Here is an 18,672-nt window from a genome sequence, read left to right on the forward strand (position 1 = left end):
CCTGCGCCTAGGTGATGTCGGCCCAGGAGAATCCGCCGCCGGAGGTGTCCGGCTTGCGCTTTCCTTGGGCGTCGCGCCGCGCCACCTGGCGGGTGGAGCCCCCGCCCGGCTCGCCCGGGTTGACGGGCGGCTTGGGGGTCCGGGCCTGCGGGTCGTCGCGAAGCGCCGCGCGCGGGTCGGTGTGTCCGGGGGCGTTCGCGTCCTTAACGTCATCGTCGAAAAGCATCTGCGCCATCGCACGCTTAGGGCCCATGGCGGCGTACTTGCTTACCTTCTGCATGGGCGCGCGGAACTCCTCAAACTCCTCAAATTCGCCGTTGAGCTCCGCTTTCGCATTGTTGATGGCTTTGCGGGCCGCATAAATGGCTGCGCGGACGTCCTGGATCACGCCCGGCAGACGCTCGGGGCCGATGACGATGAGGCCGATGATGAGGATGAAGAAAATCTCGCCCCAGCCGATGTTGGAAAACACTGCCTGCTCCCTCTACCCGCGGCGCCTCAGCGTACGGAAAACTACTTCCATCTTGTCCAACATGCTGCCGTGAGACTGCGCGGAGGGATCCGCCCCCGGACGGTCGGCGACGTCGTCGCTGCACAAATGCGCCAGCCGCTCGACCAGCGAGTCCGGGGCGTGCAAGTCATCGTCGTTGCAACGGCGCACCCGCTGGGAGGTGACGCGTTGCGCCTGCACCTCGGCGAAGCATTCCGCGCACTGCATCAGGTGCGAACGGGCGCGACGCGCCGCCGTGGCGCTGAGCTCGTTGTCGGTGAACGCGGCGATGGCCTCGGGGCTGAGGTGCTCGGTGGAGGAAAACTGCTTGCGCCGGGGTGCGCCGGAGGCCGACACAGCCGACGGCATCTTCTTGCTCACCCTGCTCACCTCGCCCACTCAGTGCGCTCCTTTACTCCTCGTGCTCGCTCGATCGCATGTTGAGGCCACTGGCCCAATTTGCACCTAGCGTACGCCCGTCCGGCGCCGAATGCGCTGACCGCCCCGCGCAGCAGGTAAGACTACCGCGCCCGGATCAGGTCCTTCGCCGCTTGATCGTGTGTTGCCTGCGCCTCCAGCGACGCGCGCAGCTGCTGACGGCCGCGGTGGATGCGCGAGCGGACCGTGCCCATCTTCACGCCGAGGGTGTCGGCGATCTCCTCGTAGGTCATCCCGACGACGTCACAAAGCACCACGGCGACGCGGAAGTCCGGGCCGAGCTCGTCCAGCGCGTGCTGGAGCGCGGGATCGAGGTTGGCCACCGTGTACGCCTGCTCCGGCGTCATGTCGGTGCCTGGGACGCGCTCGTAGTCCTCCGGCAGCGCCTCCATCCGGATGGTGGCGCGGTGGCGCACCATGTCCAGGAACAAATTGGTGGTGATGCGGTGCAGCCAGCCCTCGAATGTGCCGGGCTTGTAGCTCTTCAGGTTGCGGAAGACGCGCATGAACGTCTCCTGCGTGAGGTCCTCCGCGTCCTGTTGGTTGCCGGAGAGGCGGAACGCAAGGCGGTAGACGCTGTCCGCGTGCTCCGCAACCAACTCGGCCCAGGTGGGCATCCCGCCCTGGCCAGCGTCAAACGCCGCAGTGCCCGTCAGCGTGTCGGCGTTCGGGGTGGGCTGCTCGCGCGGTGAAGTCATTACTCTATTGTGGCAGAGATAACTAAGCCTGGGCAACACTTTGCCCGGCACTTTGCCTGGTGGCGGGTAACAATCCGCTCACGATCCGCAGCTCGCTATGATGTGCGGTGTGAGTGAGACAGCTTTTTCCCAAATGATCGCCTACATCGACCAGCGCGCGAACCACGCGAAGGGCGCGGCGGACGCGGACCCGTTCAGCCAAGGGCTCGAGGTCGCCCGCGTTGAGGCCGAGGAGAACGGCGTGAGCCTGCCCTCCCCGACCGTGGGCACGCTGCTGACAACCCTCGCCGCGGCGGGCGCGCGCGCAGACGCCGCGCAGGGCGCCGTCGCCGTCACCCCGGCCGCGGGCACCGTGGGCCTGCACCTGCTGCGCGGCCTGCCGGAAAAGTCCACCCTGACCTGCATCGAGCCCGAGGCCGCGCTGCAGTCCGGCACGAAGGCCGCAGTGCGCGCCGCGGGGTACGCGCCCTCGCGGGTCCGCTTCCTCACCGCCCGTCCGCTCGATGTGATGGGACGCCTGGCCAATGACGCCTACCAGGTCATCTACGCGGACGTCTCGCCCGTTGAGCTCGGGGCGATCATCGACGCCGCGTGGCCCCTCCTCACCCCCGGCGGCACCCTCGTGCTCGCCGGCTCACTGCTGGACGGCACGGTCGCCGACGCCACCCGCCGCGACCGCGAGACCGCGGCCGCCCGCGAAGCGGACGACTACGCGGAGACCTTCGCGGCGGAGCACGGTGGCGTCGTCACGCGTCTGCCCCTCGACGGGGGACTGACGCTTGTGACGAAGCGCTAGATCACTTCGTTCTTGCCAACGGCGACCACGCCGTTGTCGGAGACCTTGTAGCGCTCGCGATCGCGCTGCGGGTCCACGCCGATGATCTCACCATCGGACACGTAGACGTTCTTGTCCAGAATGCAGTGGCGCACCACTGCCCCCTTGCCCACGCGCACGCCCGGCATGATCACGGACCCCTCCACGGTCGCGCCCTCTTCCACGCGCACGTCCGTGGACAGGACGGAATTGCGCACCGTCGCGCCGGAGATGATGGAACCGGAGGCCACGATGGACTCCTGTGCGATGCCGCCCATGACGAACTTGGCGGGCGGGAGGTTGCCGTCCTCGGTGGAGTGGATCGGCCACGCGTTGTTGTAGAGGTTGAAGATCGGGTGCGAGGAGATCAGGTCCATGTGCGCCTCGTAGAACGAGTCGATGGTGCCGACGTCGCGCCAGTACCCCTTGTCGCGCTCGGTCGCGCCCGGCACGTGGTTCTCGGAGAAGTCGTAGACGTTCGCCTCGCCCTGGTTCACAAAGTACGGGATGATGTCCCCGCCCATGTCGTGGGCGGAGTCCTCGTTCTGCTCATCCTCCAGCAGGGCCTGCACGAGCGCCTCGGTAGAAAAGACGTAGTTGCCCATGGACGCGAACGTCACGTTCGGGTCATCCGGGGTACCCGGCGGGTTGGCCGGCTTTTCCAGGAACTCGGTGATCGTGCCGTTTTCGTCGGACTGAATGCAGCCGAACGCGGTGGCCTCCGCACGCGGCACGCGGATGCCGGCGACGGTGGCTGACTTACCCGAGGCGATGTGGTTTTCCACCATCTGCGACGGGTCCATGCGGTAGACGTGGTCCGCGCCGAAGACGAGGACGTAGTCCGGCTTGTCGTCATAAATGAGGTTGAGCGACTGCACGATCGCGTCCGCCGAGCCGTTGTACCAGCGCTTGCCGCGGCGCTGCTGCGCGGGCACGGACGCGATGTACTGCGGGGTTGGGCCGGACACGTTCCACGCGGTGGCAACGTGGCGGTCGAGCGAGTGGGACTTGTACTGCGTCAACACGGCGATGCGCATGTAACCCGCGTTGACCAGGTTGGACAGGACGAAGTCGATGAGGCGGTAGTTACCGCCAAACGGGACTGCAGGCTTGGCACGGTCGGCGGTCAGGGGGAACAGTCGCTTCCCTTCGCCGCCCGCGAGGACGATGGCGAGGACTCTTGGCTGGCTTTTCACGCCCACCAGAGTATTGAAAAGCAACGTCTCCCGCAGTGGCTATGTACACATTTTCACCACTTTAGGGGTACGCACCACACCTCCCGTTCGGGTTCCTGCAGCGCCGCGCATTCCTCACTACTGTTGGGGCTCATGAGAGTCGGAATGATGACCAGAGAGTACCCACCGGAGATCTACGGTGGTGCCGGCGTGCACGTCACTGAGCTGACGCGCTTTATGCGCGAGCTTATCGACGTCGACGTGCACTGCATGGGGACGCCGCGCAAGATGGACAACGTCTACGTCCACGGCGTAGACCCGGAGCTCACCGACGCGAACGGCGCGATCAAGACGCTGTCCACCGGCCTGCGCATGGCCAACGCGGCGAGCGGGTTGGACCTGGTGCACTCCCACACCTGGTACGCGGGCCTGGGCGGCCACCTGGCATCCCAGCTCCACGAAATCCCGCACGTGGTCACCGCGCACTCGCTGGAGCCGGACCGCCCGTGGAAGCGCGAGCAGCTCGGCGGAGGCTACAACGTCTCCTCCTGGAGCGAGCGGAATGCCATGGAGTACGCCGATGCGGTCATCGCGGTGTCCTCCGGCATGAAGGACGCGATCCTGCGGGCGTACCCGCGCATTGAGCCGGACAAGGTCCACGTGGTGCTCAACGGGATCGACACTGCCAACTGGTACCCCGGCCAAGCGACGATTCTGGAGGAGCTCGGGGTGGACCCGGCGAAGCCGGTCGTCTCGTTCGTCGGCCGAATCACCCGTCAGAAGGGTGTGCCCCACTTGCTCAAGGCGGCGCAGCAGTTCGACGAGGACGTGCAACTGATCCTCTGCGCCGGCGCCCCGGACACCCCGGAGATTGCGGCGGAGACGCAGGGGCTCGTCGAGAAGCTGCGCGCGCAGCGCGACGGCATCTTCTGGGTGCAGGACATGCTGCCGCCGGAGAAGATCCGCGAGGTCTACGCTTCGTCGGACGTGTTCGTCTGCCCGTCGATCTACGAGCCGCTGGGCATCGTCAACCTGGAGGCCATGGCGTGCGAGACCGCCGTGGTGGCGTCGCGAGTCGGCGGCATCCCGGAGGTCGTGGTTGACGGCGAGACCGGCACCCTCGTTGATTACGACGAGCACGATCCGGAGGCCTTTGAGCAGGCCCTCGCCGAGGCAGTCAACGCGCTGGTCGGGGACCCGGAGACGGCGAAGCGCATGGGCGCCGCGGGCCTGGCGCGCGCCCGCGACACGTTCTCCTGGTCTACTATCGCGCAGGAAACCGTGGACGTATACAAGAAGCTGCTGTAGAGGAAACAGAACTAAGTATGAGCGTTTACAGACCCGAACTGCACGTGACCGCCGAGCGCGGCATCCTCGAGGGCCCCGCAGGTGTCATCCGCGCCGGCGAGCGCGGCGAGCGCGTGTGGCACATGTTCTACCAGTACAAGCTCACCCCAGACGCCCCGAGCGCGTGGGGGCACGACATGAGCGAGCAGGACCCGTTCAGCTGGCTCGAGTGCAACGACGCCCTCGTCGCCATCGGCGGTGAGCTCAACGTCCGCGCCGGTGCGGTCGTCGCCACCGATGACGGCGCGGACCTGTACTTCACCTCCAACACCGCTGCGGGCGACACCGTGCAGCGCGCGCACGCCGACGACCTGGCCGCGCTCTGCGAGGAGCTGGAGGAGTCCGAAACCGGCCAACTGCTCCCCTCCTCCGGCGTCAAGCGCCTCGGCGCGGTGGTCCAGGACACGGAGGTCGACGGCCAGGTATACACCAACTTCCGCTCCCCTTGCGTCGTCCCTGACTGGGAGGAAGATGGCAACCGCGAGCGCGGCCACGACGGCTGGCTCATGCTCGCGGTCACCGGCTCGCTCGAGGCACCCGTGCCCGTCGTCCTTTCCTCGCACGACGGCCAGAGCTGGCTTGTCGACGGCGCGCTGACCTTCGACGGCGACCCCGGCCTCGATGTAACCAAGCCGCTCGTCGCCCCGCGCATCTCCCGCCTGCGCGACGAAGTGGACGGCGAGATCTACGATGTCCTCTTCCTCACCGCCGAGATCGACGGCAAGGACCGCACCGTGTACCTCGTCGGCGTGCTCAAGGGCAGCGTCTTCACCGTGACCTCCCAGGCGAAGCCGCTAGATTACGGCCACGACTTCACCCGCCCCCGCAACTCCGCCTACACCCTGGAGCCGTCGAACGCCGAGGACCGCTACGAGCGGACCTACCTGTTCGGTTTCATGACGGACTCCGGCCGCCACGGCGACCCCACCAAGGAACCGAACTGGGAGTCCGAGGGCTGGGCGAACACGCTGACGCTGCCGCGCCGCGCGACCCTGCAGCACGGGCAGCTCTACCAGGTCCCCGCCGGCGGGCTGCCGGAGGCGGTGCAGTCGTCGCGCCACGCACTGATGTGGACGGCGCTGTGCGACATCCCCGCGGGCTCGTCCGTGGAGGCCGAGGTACTGGACGGCAACGGCGAGCCGGTGGCTGTGATCACCCATAACGGGGAGACCCTCACCGTCGACCGTCTGGATGGCGCCCCTGCGGTCGCGGAGATCCACGACGACGATGAGGACAACATCACCGTCATCGTCGACGGCTCCACCCTCGAGGTCTACGCGGGCGGCGGCAGCGTCGTCACCGCATCCCGCATCTGGTCCGCCACCGGCTACAGCGGAATCCGCTCCCGCGCGGCGGGCGACGCCGAGATCTACAACGAGTGGCGCCGGGGGTTCCCCAGCGCCCGGTAGGCGCCCGCTCCGGCCTACGCCTTGCGCAGCCGGACTAGCTGGCCGCGCGCCGTCACGTCCATGTGCTCCGGCAGCGCCGCGAGGCGCTCCTGCAGCACGTCCGGCGCCACGTGGCGCGCCGACGGGCTCATCCCTACCTGCGCGGCAATCGCGTCGCGCTCCAGGCGCATCGTGTACTCGATGAGCTGCGGCTCCGCGGCCAACTCCAGGTGGCCCTTGGCCTGCTCCACCATGCGCTCGAGTTTGCCCGCCTCAACGCCGAGGATGCCCAGCGGTTCGCGCAGCTCGTCCAGGTGCCCCTGGTGCGCGATGAGCGCTACGACCTCACCGCCGGGCGCAAGGACGCGGGCGAACTCCGCCGGGTTCCGGGGCGCGAAGACATCCATGATGGCGTGAACGCTGCCGTCGCGAACCGGCAGCTGGCTCCACACGTCGGCCACCACGGCGCCGACGCGCGGGTGGGACTTTGCCAGGTGCTTCGCGGCGGGCACAGAAATATCCAGCCCAATGCCGCGCGCGCCGCCGACACTGTCCAGCGTGTGCGCCAGGTAGTAGCCGGTGCCGGCCCCCACCTCCAGCACGGCCGGTTCGGCCACGCCGCGCGCCTCCCCAACTGACGGGTCGCCCGGCTCGGGCGCACTGTGCTCCAACACGTGATGCACCTGCTCCGTCACCGCCTCGACGAACGGCGCGAAGTGCCCCTGCGAGAGGAAGGCTTCGCGGGCGTGGATCATCTCGATCGAGTCGCCCTCGTGGTTCAGGCCCTTTCCGCTGGCCAGCGTGACGTAGCCCTGCTTGGCCACGTCATAAGAATGCCCCGTCTCGGAGACGAGGCGCGAAAAGTCGTCCTCGCCCCGCAACGGGGAAAGATCTGCCGGGTCTGCAAGCACGTCCACGATGTCTTTGAGCATGTGGAAAGCTTACCGCACCGCCGACCGGGCCAAGCGGTGCAGGGTGAATGCGGTGACGCCGTGGGTTACTGCCCCGCGGCGTCGATAAGCAGCTGGCCCAGCTCGGCTGCCTCTTCCTTGCTCATCTCCACGACGAGCCGCCCGCCGCCGTCGGATGGAATGCGCATCACAATCTTTCGGCTCTCTTCTACAGCTTCCATCGGGCCGCTACCGGTGCGCGGCTTCATTGCTGCCATGCGTATTCTCTCCTTTGAACTCAATGACGTATGGAGTCAATGATACGCCTGTATGGGCCCGACCATCCGGGCCAAGCAGCATTTCGGTAGCTAACTATGCCTTTCCGTACGGATTTTCCCCAGCTTTCGGTGCCGGCTCCAGCGTCGCGGGCGCCTCAAACTCCGCCGCGCTCACGCCCTCGGTGAGCGAGTGCGAGTCCACCTTCTGCGGGTTGCGGGGTTGCGCCGGGCGAGCCTCAGCGGCCTCGTCGTCGCGCCACTCCGCGGTGTCCTGGCCGGTCAGCTGCGCGATGAGTGCGTCGACCTGGTCCATCCGGTACCCGCGGTGGACAACCTCCAGCTGAATGTCGTCAAAGTTGCCGTCCTCAACCGCGCGGCGATTCGCCGCCTTCACATCTTCCGTATCAGGCATCGGCGGCTGCGTCTCACCGCGCCCAAAAATCGACGACGCCAGCAGCATCCCCAGCACGCTGAACAGCGCCAAGACAAGAATCAGGATAATCCAAGAGAGCATGGGCGCTATTCTACTTCCCGCCCCACGCAACGCGCTGCTGTACCTCGCCCAGCGCGCCCCGCCCCGCGGCCCGATCCAGGATCGTCGCCACGATCACATCCGCCATCGGCGCGAGCTCCTCCAGCGGACGGTTCCGGTGTCGCCGCGCGCTAAGCTGCACTTCGGTGACGGCGGCGGGGGTGTGGGAGGACGCGACATCGAGGAGCAAGCCCACCTCGACCCCGTAGCCGGCGACAAACGGCAGGCTCAGCGCGGTGCTACGACGGATGGCGTACTCGCCGGCGAGCGGCTGGGAGATGTGGCCGAGCTCGGGGAACAGCGCGCGCAGCAGCGGCTTCGCCGTGAGCTCGGTGACGCGGCCGCCGCCGGGGCCGCCGTTGAGCTCGCGGGTGTAGGCGGCCTTGACTAGGTGGATCGCCGGGTTCGCAAACGGCGCGGCGAGCGCATCGACCCAGCCGGGTCGCAGCGAGGTCACGTCCGCGTCGACGAAGACGACGACGTCGCCGCTCGCGGCGCTCACCCCGCGCCACAGCGCCTCGCCCTTGCCGGGAACGGTCTCGGCGGGACCGACATCGCGCCAGTTCACCACGCGGGCGCCCGCCGCTGCGGCCTCGCTGGCGGTGGCGTCGCTGGAGTCGGAGTCGATGACCAGCACCTCCCCGCCATCGCGCGCGGCGCGCGACTCGAGGCAGGTGCGCACCACGCCGGCGACGGTGCGCTCCTCGTTCAGCGCCGGGATGACCACGCTCACGCGCGGGCTGCTCACGCGAGCCCCCGGACGGTGGCAAGCGGCGCGGCGGTACCCTGGATCGCCGCGGTCATGCGGATCACGTCCACGGTTTCCGCGACGTTGTGGACGCGGAAGGCGGCGACGCCGCGGGCGGCTGACCAGGCGGTGGCAGCGAGCGTGCCCGCGACGCGTTGCGCTGGGTCGGTGCGGCCAACCGTCTCGCCCACGAAGTCCTTGTTGGACAGCGCCATGAGCACCGGCCAGCCGGTGGCAACGAGCTCGTCGATCCGGCGCAGGATTTCCAGGCCGTGGAACGTGTTCTTGCCAAAGTCGTGGGTGGGATCGATGAACACGCGCTCGGCGGGCACGCCGCAGTCCACGGCGCGCTCGGCCAGCGCTGAAGTTTCGCGGATCACGTCGGCGACGACGTCGTCAAAATGCACGCGGTGCGGGCGGGTGCGCGGCACCACCCCGCCGGTGTGGGAGCAGACGTAGCCGACCGCGTGGTGGCCCGCCACCTCGACGAGCTCGGGGTCCCAGCCCGCCCAGGTGTCATTGATCAGGTCCGCGCCGGCGTCGATAGCCGCTTCGGCGACGCTCGCGCGCCATGTGTCCACGCTGATGGACACCTCGGGGTGGCGCGCGCGGACCTCGGCAATCAGCGGGACAACGCGATCGATCTCTTCGTCGACGTCCACCTCATCCCCCGGCCCGGCTTTGACGCCGCCGACGTCCACGATGGACGCGCCCGCCGCGATGACCTCGTCCGCGCGCTGAGCTGCCTTTTCAATGGCAAAGGTCGCGCCCTTGTCGTAAAAGGAGTCCGGGGTGCGGTTCACAATGGCCATCACCCGCGCGAGCGAGTTACTCATGTCCACCAGCGCGTTGCGCGTCGCCGAGGCGCTCATCCGTCATCACTTGGTGCGTCTCCACGATGTGCGCGATGGCCTCCTCAACCGAGTCAGTGACCAGGAACAGTTTTTCGTCGCCAGGCGAAATGAGCCCGCGCTCGAGCTGCTGGTTGACCATCCAATCGACCAGGCCGGACCAGAAGTCGGTGCCGATGAGCACGATCGGGAAGTTGGTCACCTTGCCGGTCTGCACCATGCACAGCACCTCGAAGACCTCGTCCATCGTGCCGAAGCCACCGGGCAGCGCGATAAACGCCTGCGAGTACTTCAGGAACATGGTCTTGCGGGCGAAGAAGTAGCGGAAGTTCAGGCCGAGGTCGACCCAGTCGTTCAGCCCCTGCTCGAACGGCAGCTCGATGCCCAGGCCGACCGACATGCCGCCGGCGTTATGCGCGCCGCGGTTCGGCCCCTCCATCAGGCCCGGGCCGCCGCCGGTGATCACGGCGTAGCCGGCCTCGACCAGCCCGTGGCCAACCTGGTACGCCTGCTCGTATTCCGGCGTGCCCTCGCCCAGCCGCGCGGAACCGAAGACAGTCACGGCCTTCGGCAGCTCGCTGAGCGCGTCGAAGCCGGCCACGAACTCGGACTGGATGCGCATGACGCGCCACGGGTCTGCGTGCTTCCAGTCGTGGTCGGAGGAGCCGAGCGATTCGAGCAGGCGGCGGTCGTGCGTGGACGCCTGCTCGTTGTCGCTGCGCAGCATGAGCGGGCCGCGGAGCTTGCGGTCACGGTCGGGGCGGGGTGTGGTGTGCGGTGCCATAGTAATTGTGTGTGGAAAGTTTTCTATGTTCAGTGAAGGGACAGGTAGTCCATGAGCTGCGCGAACACCTCACGGATCTGGCTGATCGGGCACTGCTCGTCCTTCTTGTGAGCAAAGCCCGGATTGCCGGGGCCGAAGTTCACGGCCGGAACACCAAGGTTAGAGAACCTGGACACGTCCGTCCATCCGAACTTCGCACGGAAGTTCCCGCCCACGGCCTTCACCAGGTTGGCCGCCACCGGGTGGTCCAGCCCCGGTAGCGCGGCCGGCGCCACGTCGTCGTACGCAAGCGTCAACCCGTCTTCCAGGGCGAGCATCTCCTCGAGGTGCGCCTTCGCGTTCTCCACGTCACGGTCCGGCGCGTAGCGGAAGTTGACAATCAGACGGGCGTGGTCCGGGATCGTATTGGTGGCCACGAACCCCTCCACGCCGACGACGTTGATGCCCTCGCGGTACTCGCAGCCGGCGATGGTGACACGGCGCGGCTCGTAGGCGGCGATGCGGGTCAGCACACCCGCGAGGTCGTGGGCCGCGTTGTGCCCCAGCCACGAGCGCGCGGAGTGCGCTCGGGTGCCGTGCGCGTCTACGAAGACGCGGATCGTGCCCTGGCAGCCGGCCTCGATCACCCCGCCGGACGGCTCGCCAAGCAGCGCGATGTCGCCCGCAAGCAGCTCCGGGTGGTCCCGCTCGAGGTGGAACAGCCCGTTGTATTCCTGGGCGACCTCCTCGGCCTCGTAGGCAATGACAGTCATATCAAACGCCGCGCGCTCCCCCGGTGCCTCGGCCTCGCCACGCACGAGCCGCGCGAACGCCCCGAGGTAGCACGCCATGCCACTTTTCATGTCCACGGTCCCGCAGCCAAACATGGTGTCGCCCTCAATGCGGTGCGGCGTGTTGTCTGCCAGCGGCACCGTGTCGATGTGCCCCGCCAGCACGACGCGCTGCTCGCGCCCGAAGTGCGTGCGGGCGACGACGGTGTTACCAATCCGCTGCACGTCGACTGCGCCGTCCCCGGAGGCGTCGGCAAGCGCCCGAAGCGCACCCTCGACGGCGTCGGCGATCGCCTCCTCGTGGTGGGACGGCGACTCGATGTCCACGAGCGCGGCGGTGAGATCGACTGGGTCTGCAAAGAGGTCTAGCGTGTTCACCCCACTCATCCTACGGGCGGCAATCCGCCTAGGATGAGGACATGCCCATTGGAGCGGAAGCAACCGGAATTGCCAACATCGCTATGGACGGGACCGTCTTGGACACCTGGTACCCGAGCCCAGCGCTTATCGACGCCACACCGTCCGAGCCACCCGCTACCGCAAGCACCGAGCGCGTCAGCGCGAACGAGCTGTCCGACCGGTTCCTCAACCTCGTCGGCCTGGACCGCGACCGGCTGGTGGAGCTCGTCCCGGTGCGCACCCGCATCCCGGACCTGTCACAGCCGCCGGTGGACGCGCACGACGTCTACCTGCGGCTGCACCTGCTCTCCCACCGCCTGGTCAAGCCGCTCGAGTTGAACATGGAGGACTGCCTCAGCCACCTCGTGCCCGTGGTGTGGACCAATAAGGGCCCGTGCCTGACGGACAACTTCGAATTCATCCGCACCAACCTGCGCTCCCGCGGCACGATCCACGTCTGGGGCATCGAGCGGGTGCCGCGCATGGTGGACTACGTCGTCCCCTCAGGCGTGTCCATCGCGCAGGCCGAGCGCGTCCGTCTCGGCGCCTACCTCGCGCCGGGCACATCGGTCCTGCGCGAGGGCTACGTCTCCTTTAACGCGGGCACGCTCGGCCCCTCGCGGGTGGAGGGGCGCCTGTCCTCGTCCGTGGTGATCGGCGAGGGCGCGGACCTGGCGTTGTCATCCGTGCTCATGGCGTCGCGCGCCACGCAACGCACCCGCGGCCCAATGCGGGTGGGCAAGCACTGCACGATGCACCCCTCAGCCGGCGTGTTCGGCGTGGACCTGGGCGATAACTGCACCGTCGGCGTCAACGTCATGATCGAGCCGGAATCAGTGGTGTACGACGCCCGCCTGGACCGCGAGATCCCCGCCAAAGAGATCGCCGGGCAGGACGACTTGCTCATCCGGCGCGAGGCGATGAGCAATTGTCCGGTTGTGAGGGATCAGGGAAGCGTCGATTAGCATTCAAGCCCCCAGCTGGGACGATGCGAGCCTTATTGGCCCGCGACGCGGTGCCAACGATTAGAGTAAGACCATGTCTTCTCAGGATTCCCCTGGCAGCGCGTCGGTCATCGCACCGACTTCTGCCTCCGTCTCGCTTGAGCGTGGCCTCAAAACCCGCCACCTGACCATGATGGGGCTCGGTTCCGCAATCGGCGCCGGGCTCTTCCTCGGTACCGGCGTGGGCATCGCCGCTGCCGGGCCCGCGGTAATTATCGCCTACCTCATCGCCGGCGCGATCACCGTGTGCATCATGCAGATGCTTGCAGAGATGGTGGCGGCGCGGCCGTCCTCCGGCACCTTTTCCACCTACGCGGAGCAGGCACTCGGCCCCTGGGCCGGGTTTGCCATCGGCTGGCTGTACTGGTTCATGATGATCATGATCATGGCCGTGGAGATCACCGGCGCCTCCGCCATCATCGCCGCCTGGTTTGGCATCTCGCCGTGGATCCCGGCGCTCGTGGCCATCGTGGTGTTTACCGTGATCAACTTCGCCGCGGTGAAGAATTTCGGGGAATTCGAGTTCTGGTTCGCCCTCATCAAGGTCTCCGTCATCATCGCGTTCCTGATCCTGGGCGTGGCACTGTGGCTCGGTCTGCTGCCCGACACCAGTTTCGTCGGCACAAGCAACATCGCCGAGGTCGGGTTCATGCCCAACGGCTGGGGCGGCGTGGCCACCGCCATGCTCGCCGTCGCATTCGCCTTCGGCGGCATCGAGCTGGTCACCATCGCCGCCGCCGAGTCGGAAGACCCCGAGGTGGCGGTCCACGCCGCGATCCGCTCCATCATCTGGCGCATCGGGTTCTTCTACATCGGCTCGGTCCTCCTCATCGTCATGCTGCTGCCGTTCGGGCAGATCGGCGGAGCCGAGGACGCCTCCGAGTCCCCCTTCACCGCCGTTCTCCACCTGGCCAACGTCCCGGGCGCGGTGGGCATCATGGAGGCCGTCATCGTGGTTGCGCTGCTGTCGGCGTGCAATACGCAAATCTACGGCTCCTCCCGCTTTCTGCACAACCTGGCGCTGCGCGGCGACGCCCCGCAGATGTTTGCCAACACGGACACGCGCGGGGTGCCCATGCGCGCGGTCATCGTCTCCGTCTGCTTCGGGTTCGGCGCCGTCGCCCTGCAGTACTGGAACCCGCCGGGGCTGCTCGCATTCCTGCTCAACGCGGTCGGCGGCTGCCTGATCGTGATCTGGTTTGCCATCAGCTTCTCCTTCCTGCGCCTCCACCCACGCCTCGTAGCCACGGGCGAGATCACGCAGGTGCGCATGTGGGCGCCGTCCGTGCTGCCCTGGGCGACCATCGCGCTCGCTGCAGCGCTCGTCGTCCTCATGCTCACCACACCCGACGGGCGCACGCAGCTACTCGCGGTGGCCGTCGTCGTCGGCGTGGCCGCCATTGCAGGTGTGCTGTGGACGCGCACCGACTCCTTCCGCATCAACGCCGCGAAGGCGGCCGAAAGGAACATCCGATGAGCAGCGCTACCACCCACAACGGCCCTGATTCCGAGCTCGGCACCGGCCTGAAATCGCGCCACCTCACGCTGATGGGCCTTGGGATGGCCGTCGGCGCGGGCCTGTTCCTCGGCGTGGGCGAGGGCATCCGCGCCGCCGGGCCCGCGATCCTGATCGCCTACTTCATCGCCGGTCTTATCGTCATCGCTGTGATGCGCATGCTCGGCGAGATGGCCGCGACCCGCCCATCCTCCGGATCGTTTGCCACCTATGGCCGCCAAGCCTTCGGGCATTGGGCCGGCTTCCTGCTTGGCTGGCTCTACTGGTTCCTGCTCATCATGGTCGGTGGTGCCGAAATCACGGGCGCGGCCGCCATCATGGCCGGCTGGTTCGGCATCCCGCAGTGGATCCCGGCACTGGTCGCCGTGGTGTTTTTCGCCGTGGTCAACCTCGCCCAGGTCAAGGGCTTCGGCGAGTTTGAGTACTGGTTTGCCATGATCAAGATCGTGGTCATCATGGGCTTTTTGGTCATTGGTGCCCTCCTCTTCTTGGGCGTGCTGCCGGGCAGCGACTTTGTCGGGCTCACCCACGTGAAGGAATCCGGCTTCGCGCCGAACGGCATCCCGGGTATCGCCGCCGGCTTGCTCGCCGTCGCCTTCGCTTTCGGCGGCATCGAGGTCGTCACCATCGCGGCGGCTGAGTCCGAAAACCCCGCCCAGGCCGTAAAGAACGCGGTCAACTCCATTATCTGGCGTATCGCGCTGTTCTACGTCGGCTCCGTCGTGGTGATCATCCTCCTACTGCCCTACGCGCAGATCGACGCCGCCGATTCCGCCGCGGACTCGCCGTTTACCCAGGTCTTGTCCATGGCAAACCTGCCCGGTGTTGTCGGTTTCATGGAAGTCGTGATCGTCCTCGCGCTGCTCTCGGCGTTCAACGCGCAGATCTTCGGCACCTCTCGCCTGGCGTATCAGCAAGCGCTCGAGGGCGACGCCCCGAAGTGGCTTGCCAAGACCAACGCGAGTGGCGTCCCCTTCAACTCGGTGCTGGTTTCCATGTTCTTCGCGTTCGTCGCGGTCGGTCTGCAGTGGTGGAACCCGCCGGGGCTGCTCAGCTTCCTCATGAACGCGGTCGGCGGCTGCCTCATCGTCACCTGGATCATGATCACGCTGAGCTACATCCGCCTGCGCCCGGAAATGCGCGCGGGCGAAGGCCATTCCGCCGTCGAGGTACAAGGTGGGATTTTCGTGCCGTGGGCTACGCTCGCCGCCCTGCTCGCGCTCGTGGGGCTCATGCTTATCGACGCCTCCGCGCGCGGTCAGATCCTCGCCGTCCTTATCGTTTCCGCAGCACTTGTTGTCGCGTCCCTATTCACACGGGGCAGGGCTGCAGCGCTCCGACAGGATGATCTAAGCTAACAGGCATGACTTCAGCGATTGCACGTGGAATTGCCACGGTTACTCATGACGGCACTGTCCTCGACGTCTGGTTCCCCGCCCCTAAGCTGGGCGAAACCGTTGCCGAAAGTGGCACGAAGCGCCTGGACGAGGCCGATGCTCGCTTCTCCCACCTGGTCGGCCCCGACGAGGACCGCGGCGTCGCACGCGTCCCCGTCGAGACCCAGATCGCTGACATCAACGAGCCGGCGATCGACGCCTACGATGTCTACCTCCGCCTGCACCTGCTCTCCCACCGCCTGGTCAAGCCGCACGGCGCGAACATGGACGGCGTGTTCGGCCTGCTCGCCAACGTGGTGTGGACCAACTACGGCCCCTGCGAGGTCTCCGACTTCCAGATGACCCGCGGTCGCCTCGCCGCCCGCGGCCCCGTCATCGTCTACTCCGTGGACAAGTTCCCCCGCATGGTCGACTACGTGGTGCCCTCCGGCGTGCGCATCGGCGACGCCGACCGCATCCGCCTCGGCGCCCACCTCGCCGAGGGCACCACCGTCATGCACGAGGGCTTTGTCAACTTCAACGCCGGCACGCTCGGCGCCTCCATGGTCGAGGGCCGCATCTCCGCCGGCGTGACCGTCGGCGACGGCACCGACATCGGCGGCGGCGCCTCCATCATGGGCACCCTGTCCGGCGGTGGCAAGGAAACCATCACCCTCGGCGAGCGCTGCCTGCTCGGCGCGAATGCGGGTATCGGAATTTCGCTCGGCGACGACTGCGTGGTCGAAGCCGGCCTCTACGTCACCGCAGGCGCGAAGGTCGTGCTCACCGCCGAGGTTGCCGAGGCGCTGGGCAAGGAAGCAGGCGCCACCATCAAGGCGCTCGAGCTCTCCGGCGCCAACGGCCTGCAGTTCCGACGCAACTCCACCTCCGGAGCCATCGAGGTCGTTGCCGCAAAGGGCATCGAGCTCAACGAGGCGCTGCACGCCAACTAGGCGCTCTGCCCCCCATCACTCCCCACCTGGCCTGCTCGGGCTGGTGGGGAGTTTCTTACGTCTCCTCCCCCGCGTGCGGAGCCGACGGCTTCGGCTTCGCAAACGCCCAGAACTTGTTGATGATGAAGTTGACGGGGGTGGCGATGATCGTCGATAAGCCTTGGGCCCAGTACGACTTGGTGCGCAGTCCGGAGGAATCGTCGAAGATGTGGTCCGGCAGCGCGATGGGCGAGGTCGGGTTCATAAACAGCGTCATAAACGTCAGCGAGACAAGGAAGGCGATGGCACCCGTGGCGAGGAACGGGAAGAAGCCCGCGAACCAGTTGCGCTGCTCGATCTTGCGGAACGTCCAGGAGCGGTTGAGCTGGTAGTTCCAGACGTTGGCGATGACGAACGCCAGCGTAGAGAGCAGGTGGTACCAGCGGATGTTGAACCGGGTGCCCGGGATGCTCATGAGCGCGTCGGCCTCGTGAAGGTCCAGCCCTGCCTCGAGCGACTTCTTCGCCACGTAAAAGACGGCGAGATTGACCACCACGCCGGAGCCGCCGACGAGACCGAACTTGATAAATTCGCGCAGACCGTTCGCCATACGCTCGGTGGTTGCTGAGCTGTTCACGCTACCCGCGCCTCCTTCTTCCTGCCGGGACGTTGTCCTGCGCCGTCTCCGCCGCCGCGCCGATCGCCGGCGCCCGGCAGCGCGAAACGGCCACGTGCTAACCCATGTAGCTTAGTACGTGGCCGTATTGAGAAGAAAAACGCGCGCGGTGGATACGCAGTGTTTACGCCGCGGTGAGTCGCTGCGCGGCGGCGGCGATGCGCTCGTCCGTCGCGGTGAGGCCGATGCGGACGTGGGCCCCACCGGCCGGTCCGTAGAAGTCGCCGGGCGCCGCCAGGATGCCACGCTCCGCGAGCCAGTCCAGCGTTTCGCGGGCCTCCATCCCGTCGCGGCGCGACCACAGGTACAGGCCGGCCTCGGAGTGGTCGACGGTAAAGCCGGCCTTGAGCAGCGCGGCCATGAGCGTAGCGCGTCGCTTGGCGTAGGTCGAGGCCTGGAGTTCCTCGTGGGTGTCGTCGATAAGCGCGGCGCGCATGGCGTGCTGAATCGGGCCCGGCACCATGAGCCCGGAGTGCTTGCGCACAAACAGGAGCTCCTGGACCAAGTCTGTGTCACCCGCGATCCAGCCAGCGCGGTAGGAGGCCAGGTTGGAGGTCTTGGACAGCGAGTGCAGTGCCAGCAGGTTGGTCATGTCCTCGCCGCACACGCGCGGGTCGAGCACGCTCAGCGGCTCCGCAGACCACGGCAGGCCGAGGTAGCACTCGTCGGACGCGATGATCGCGCCAGTATCGCGCGAAAACTCAACCCACTCGCGCATCTCGGACTCGCTGAGCACACGCCCCGAGGGGTTCGACGGCGAGTTAATAAACACCAGCGCGGCGCCCTCGACGGGTGCGTCGGAACGCACGGGCTCAGCGCCGGCGAGCAGCGCGCCGACTTCGTACGTCGGGTACGCGAGCTCCGGGATGACCACCTTCTGCCCCTGCAGGCCAAGCAGCGTGGGCAGCCACGCGATGGCTTCCTTGGTGCCAATCACCGGCAGGACGGAGCGCTCATCCAACCCGGTGACGGCGAAGCGGCGCGCCATCGCGCCCACGATCGCCTCGCGCAGCTCCGGGAGCCCAACGGTTTGCGGGTACCCCGGCTCGGCAGCGTGCTCGACTAACGCGAGCTGGATGGACGGCGCGACGTCGTCGACCGGGGTGCCCACAGAGAGGTCGATAATACCGTCGGGGTGCGCGGCCGCCTTCGCCTTGACCTCGGCGATGGTGTCCCAAGGAAACTCCGGCAGGCGCTGACCAAGGGGCTGACGCTTAGGCGTAACCGGCATACGCCTAGTCCTGGTTCTGCGGCGGCAGGGCTGCTACAAACGGGTGGTCGTAGCCGGTCGGGCCGGTCTTCGCAGCGCCGCCCGGGGAGCCGAGCTTGTCAAAGAAGCTGACGTTGACGTCGTAGTACTCCGCCCACTCGTCCGGGGTGTCGTCCTCGTAGAAGATGGCTTCGACAGGGCAAGCCGGCTCGCAGGCGCCGCAGTCGACGCACTCGTCCGGGTGGATGTAGAGCATGCGCTTGCCTTCGTAGATGCAGTCGACGGGGCACTCCTCGACGCAGCTGCGATCCAGCACGTCCACGCATGGTTGAGCAATCACGTAAGTCATGCCGTCC

21 protein-coding genes are annotated in these 18,672 nt (G+C 67.2%); 7 read left to right on the plus strand and 14 right to left on the minus strand.

Going from position 1 to position 18,672, the window contains the following annotated elements; all coding sequences use genetic code 11:
* Positions 1-7: 7 nt before the first annotated feature.
* From tatB to sigE, 3 genes are all read right to left on the minus strand, one after another.
* The gene (tatB, locus tag CKJ84_RS05735; RefSeq protein ID WP_095275863.1) at positions 8-472 is read right to left on the minus strand and encodes a Sec-independent protein translocase protein TatB; all 465 of its coding nucleotides are present in this window, start codon (positions 470-472) and stop codon (positions 8-10) included.
* A gap of 12 nt (positions 473-484) precedes the next feature.
* Complete coding sequence (locus CKJ84_RS12640; RefSeq protein WP_143340318.1) at positions 485-871, minus strand: anti-sigma factor; 387 nt, start codon at positions 869-871, stop codon at positions 485-487.
* A 140-nt stretch (positions 872-1,011) separates the two neighbouring features.
* A complete protein-coding gene (gene sigE / locus CKJ84_RS05745; RefSeq protein ID WP_095536998.1) occupies positions 1,012-1,626 on the minus strand; it encodes an RNA polymerase sigma factor SigE in 615 nt (204 codons plus the stop codon).
* Between the two features lie 109 nt (positions 1,627-1,735).
* Between sigE and CKJ84_RS05750 the strand changes: the two genes are divergently transcribed.
* Positions 1,736-2,422: an O-methyltransferase gene (locus CKJ84_RS05750; protein WP_095546204.1), complete on the plus strand. Its 687-nt coding sequence runs from the start codon at positions 1,736-1,738 to the stop codon at positions 2,420-2,422.
* On the opposite strand, the gene glgC is transcribed toward CKJ84_RS05750, so the two are convergent.
* The gene (gene glgC, locus CKJ84_RS05755; protein ID WP_369801156.1) at positions 2,419-3,636 is read right to left on the minus strand and encodes a glucose-1-phosphate adenylyltransferase; all 1,218 of its coding nucleotides are present in this window, start codon (positions 3,634-3,636) and stop codon (positions 2,419-2,421) included. The two genes, CKJ84_RS05750 and glgC, sit on opposite strands and share 4 nt — an antisense overlap.
* 132 nt (positions 3,637-3,768) lie before the next feature.
* Between glgC and glgA the strand changes: the two genes are divergently transcribed.
* On the plus strand, positions 3,769-4,923 hold the full coding sequence (glgA, locus tag CKJ84_RS05760) for a glycogen synthase (protein WP_198949242.1): 1,155 nt from the start codon (positions 3,769-3,771) through the stop codon (positions 4,921-4,923).
* Between the two features lie 17 nt (positions 4,924-4,940).
* Complete coding sequence (locus CKJ84_RS05765) at positions 4,941-6,371, plus strand: GH32 C-terminal domain-containing protein (RefSeq protein ID WP_095546206.1); 1,431 nt, start codon at positions 4,941-4,943, stop codon at positions 6,369-6,371.
* A 14-nt stretch (positions 6,372-6,385) separates the two neighbouring features.
* Here CKJ84_RS05765 and CKJ84_RS05770 read toward each other — a convergent pair whose 3' ends face one another.
* The 7 genes from CKJ84_RS05770 to dapE all read right to left on the minus strand — a co-directional run bounded on the left by CKJ84_RS05770 (position 6,386) and on the right by dapE (position 11,590).
* Complete coding sequence (locus tag CKJ84_RS05770) at positions 6,386-7,282, minus strand: methyltransferase domain-containing protein (protein ID WP_095546207.1); 897 nt, start codon at positions 7,280-7,282, stop codon at positions 6,386-6,388.
* 65 nt (positions 7,283-7,347) lie between these two features.
* Positions 7,348-7,518, minus strand: a complete 171-nt coding sequence (locus CKJ84_RS05775; protein ID WP_095275850.1) for a DUF3117 domain-containing protein — start codon at positions 7,516-7,518, stop codon at positions 7,348-7,350.
* Positions 7,519-7,612: 94 nt separating this feature from the next.
* Entirely contained in the window at positions 7,613-8,032 is a 420-nt protein-coding gene (locus tag CKJ84_RS12345) for a cell division protein DivIVA (protein WP_198949243.1), read from the minus strand.
* A 10-nt stretch (positions 8,033-8,042) separates the two neighbouring features.
* Positions 8,043-8,798 carry a glucosyl-3-phosphoglycerate synthase gene (locus CKJ84_RS05785; protein ID WP_233125511.1) on the minus strand — a complete coding sequence of 252 codons (756 nt, stop codon included), beginning with the start codon at positions 8,796-8,798 and terminating at the stop codon, positions 8,043-8,045.
* Complete coding sequence (gene folP, locus CKJ84_RS05790) at positions 8,795-9,670, minus strand: dihydropteroate synthase (RefSeq protein ID WP_233125512.1); 876 nt, start codon at positions 9,668-9,670, stop codon at positions 8,795-8,797. The genes CKJ84_RS05785 and folP overlap by 4 nt, the downstream gene beginning before the upstream one ends.
* Positions 9,627-10,433, minus strand: a complete 807-nt coding sequence (locus CKJ84_RS05795; RefSeq protein ID WP_095275845.1) for a TIGR00730 family Rossman fold protein — start codon at positions 10,431-10,433, stop codon at positions 9,627-9,629. Before CKJ84_RS05795 ends, folP begins: the two co-directional genes overlap by 44 nt.
* Positions 10,434-10,462: 29 nt before the next feature.
* A complete protein-coding gene (gene dapE, locus CKJ84_RS05800) occupies positions 10,463-11,590 on the minus strand; it encodes a succinyl-diaminopimelate desuccinylase (RefSeq protein ID WP_095546208.1) in 1,128 nt (375 codons plus the stop codon).
* A 32-nt stretch (positions 11,591-11,622) separates the two neighbouring features.
* Here dapE and CKJ84_RS05805 point away from each other — a divergent pair, with 32 nt between their 5' ends.
* The 4 genes from CKJ84_RS05805 to dapD all read left to right on the plus strand — a co-directional run bounded on the left by CKJ84_RS05805 (position 11,623) and on the right by dapD (position 16,451).
* On the plus strand, positions 11,623-12,567 hold the full coding sequence (locus CKJ84_RS05805) for a succinyltransferase (protein WP_095546209.1): 945 nt from the start codon (positions 11,623-11,625) through the stop codon (positions 12,565-12,567).
* 109 nt (positions 12,568-12,676) lie between these two features.
* The gene (locus CKJ84_RS05810; RefSeq protein ID WP_369801168.1) at positions 12,677-14,083 is read left to right on the plus strand and encodes an amino acid permease; all 1,407 of its coding nucleotides are present in this window, start codon (positions 12,677-12,679) and stop codon (positions 14,081-14,083) included.
* Positions 14,080-15,480 (plus strand): amino acid permease, encoded by a 1,401-nt coding sequence (locus CKJ84_RS05815; protein ID WP_095546211.1) that lies wholly within the window; start codon positions 14,080-14,082, stop codon positions 15,478-15,480. Before CKJ84_RS05810 ends, CKJ84_RS05815 begins: the two co-directional genes overlap by 4 nt.
* A 5-nt stretch (positions 15,481-15,485) precedes the next feature.
* Complete coding sequence (gene dapD, locus CKJ84_RS05820) at positions 15,486-16,451, plus strand: 2,3,4,5-tetrahydropyridine-2,6-dicarboxylate N-succinyltransferase (RefSeq protein ID WP_095546212.1); 966 nt, start codon at positions 15,486-15,488, stop codon at positions 16,449-16,451.
* 55 nt (positions 16,452-16,506) lie between these two features.
* Here the strand turns inward: dapD and CKJ84_RS05825 are convergent, their stop codons facing one another.
* The 3 genes from CKJ84_RS05825 to fdxA all read right to left on the minus strand — a co-directional run bounded on the left by CKJ84_RS05825 (position 16,507) and on the right by fdxA (position 18,665).
* Positions 16,507-17,040, minus strand: coding sequence for a GtrA family protein (locus CKJ84_RS05825; protein ID WP_095546426.1), 534 nt, complete (start codon positions 17,038-17,040; stop codon positions 16,507-16,509).
* 190 nt (positions 17,041-17,230) lie between these two features.
* Positions 17,231-18,337 (minus strand): succinyldiaminopimelate transaminase, encoded by a 1,107-nt coding sequence (gene dapC / locus CKJ84_RS05830; protein WP_095546213.1) that lies wholly within the window; start codon positions 18,335-18,337, stop codon positions 17,231-17,233.
* A 4-nt stretch (positions 18,338-18,341) separates the two neighbouring features.
* Positions 18,342-18,665 carry a ferredoxin gene (fdxA, locus tag CKJ84_RS05835; protein ID WP_095546214.1) on the minus strand — a complete coding sequence of 108 codons (324 nt, stop codon included), beginning with the start codon at positions 18,663-18,665 and terminating at the stop codon, positions 18,342-18,344.
* Positions 18,666-18,672 lie beyond the last annotated feature (7 nt).

This window comes from Corynebacterium sp. NML 120412 (assembly GCF_002285155.1).
Taxonomy (GTDB): domain Bacteria; phylum Actinomycetota; class Actinomycetes; order Mycobacteriales; family Mycobacteriaceae; genus Corynebacterium; species Corynebacterium gottingense.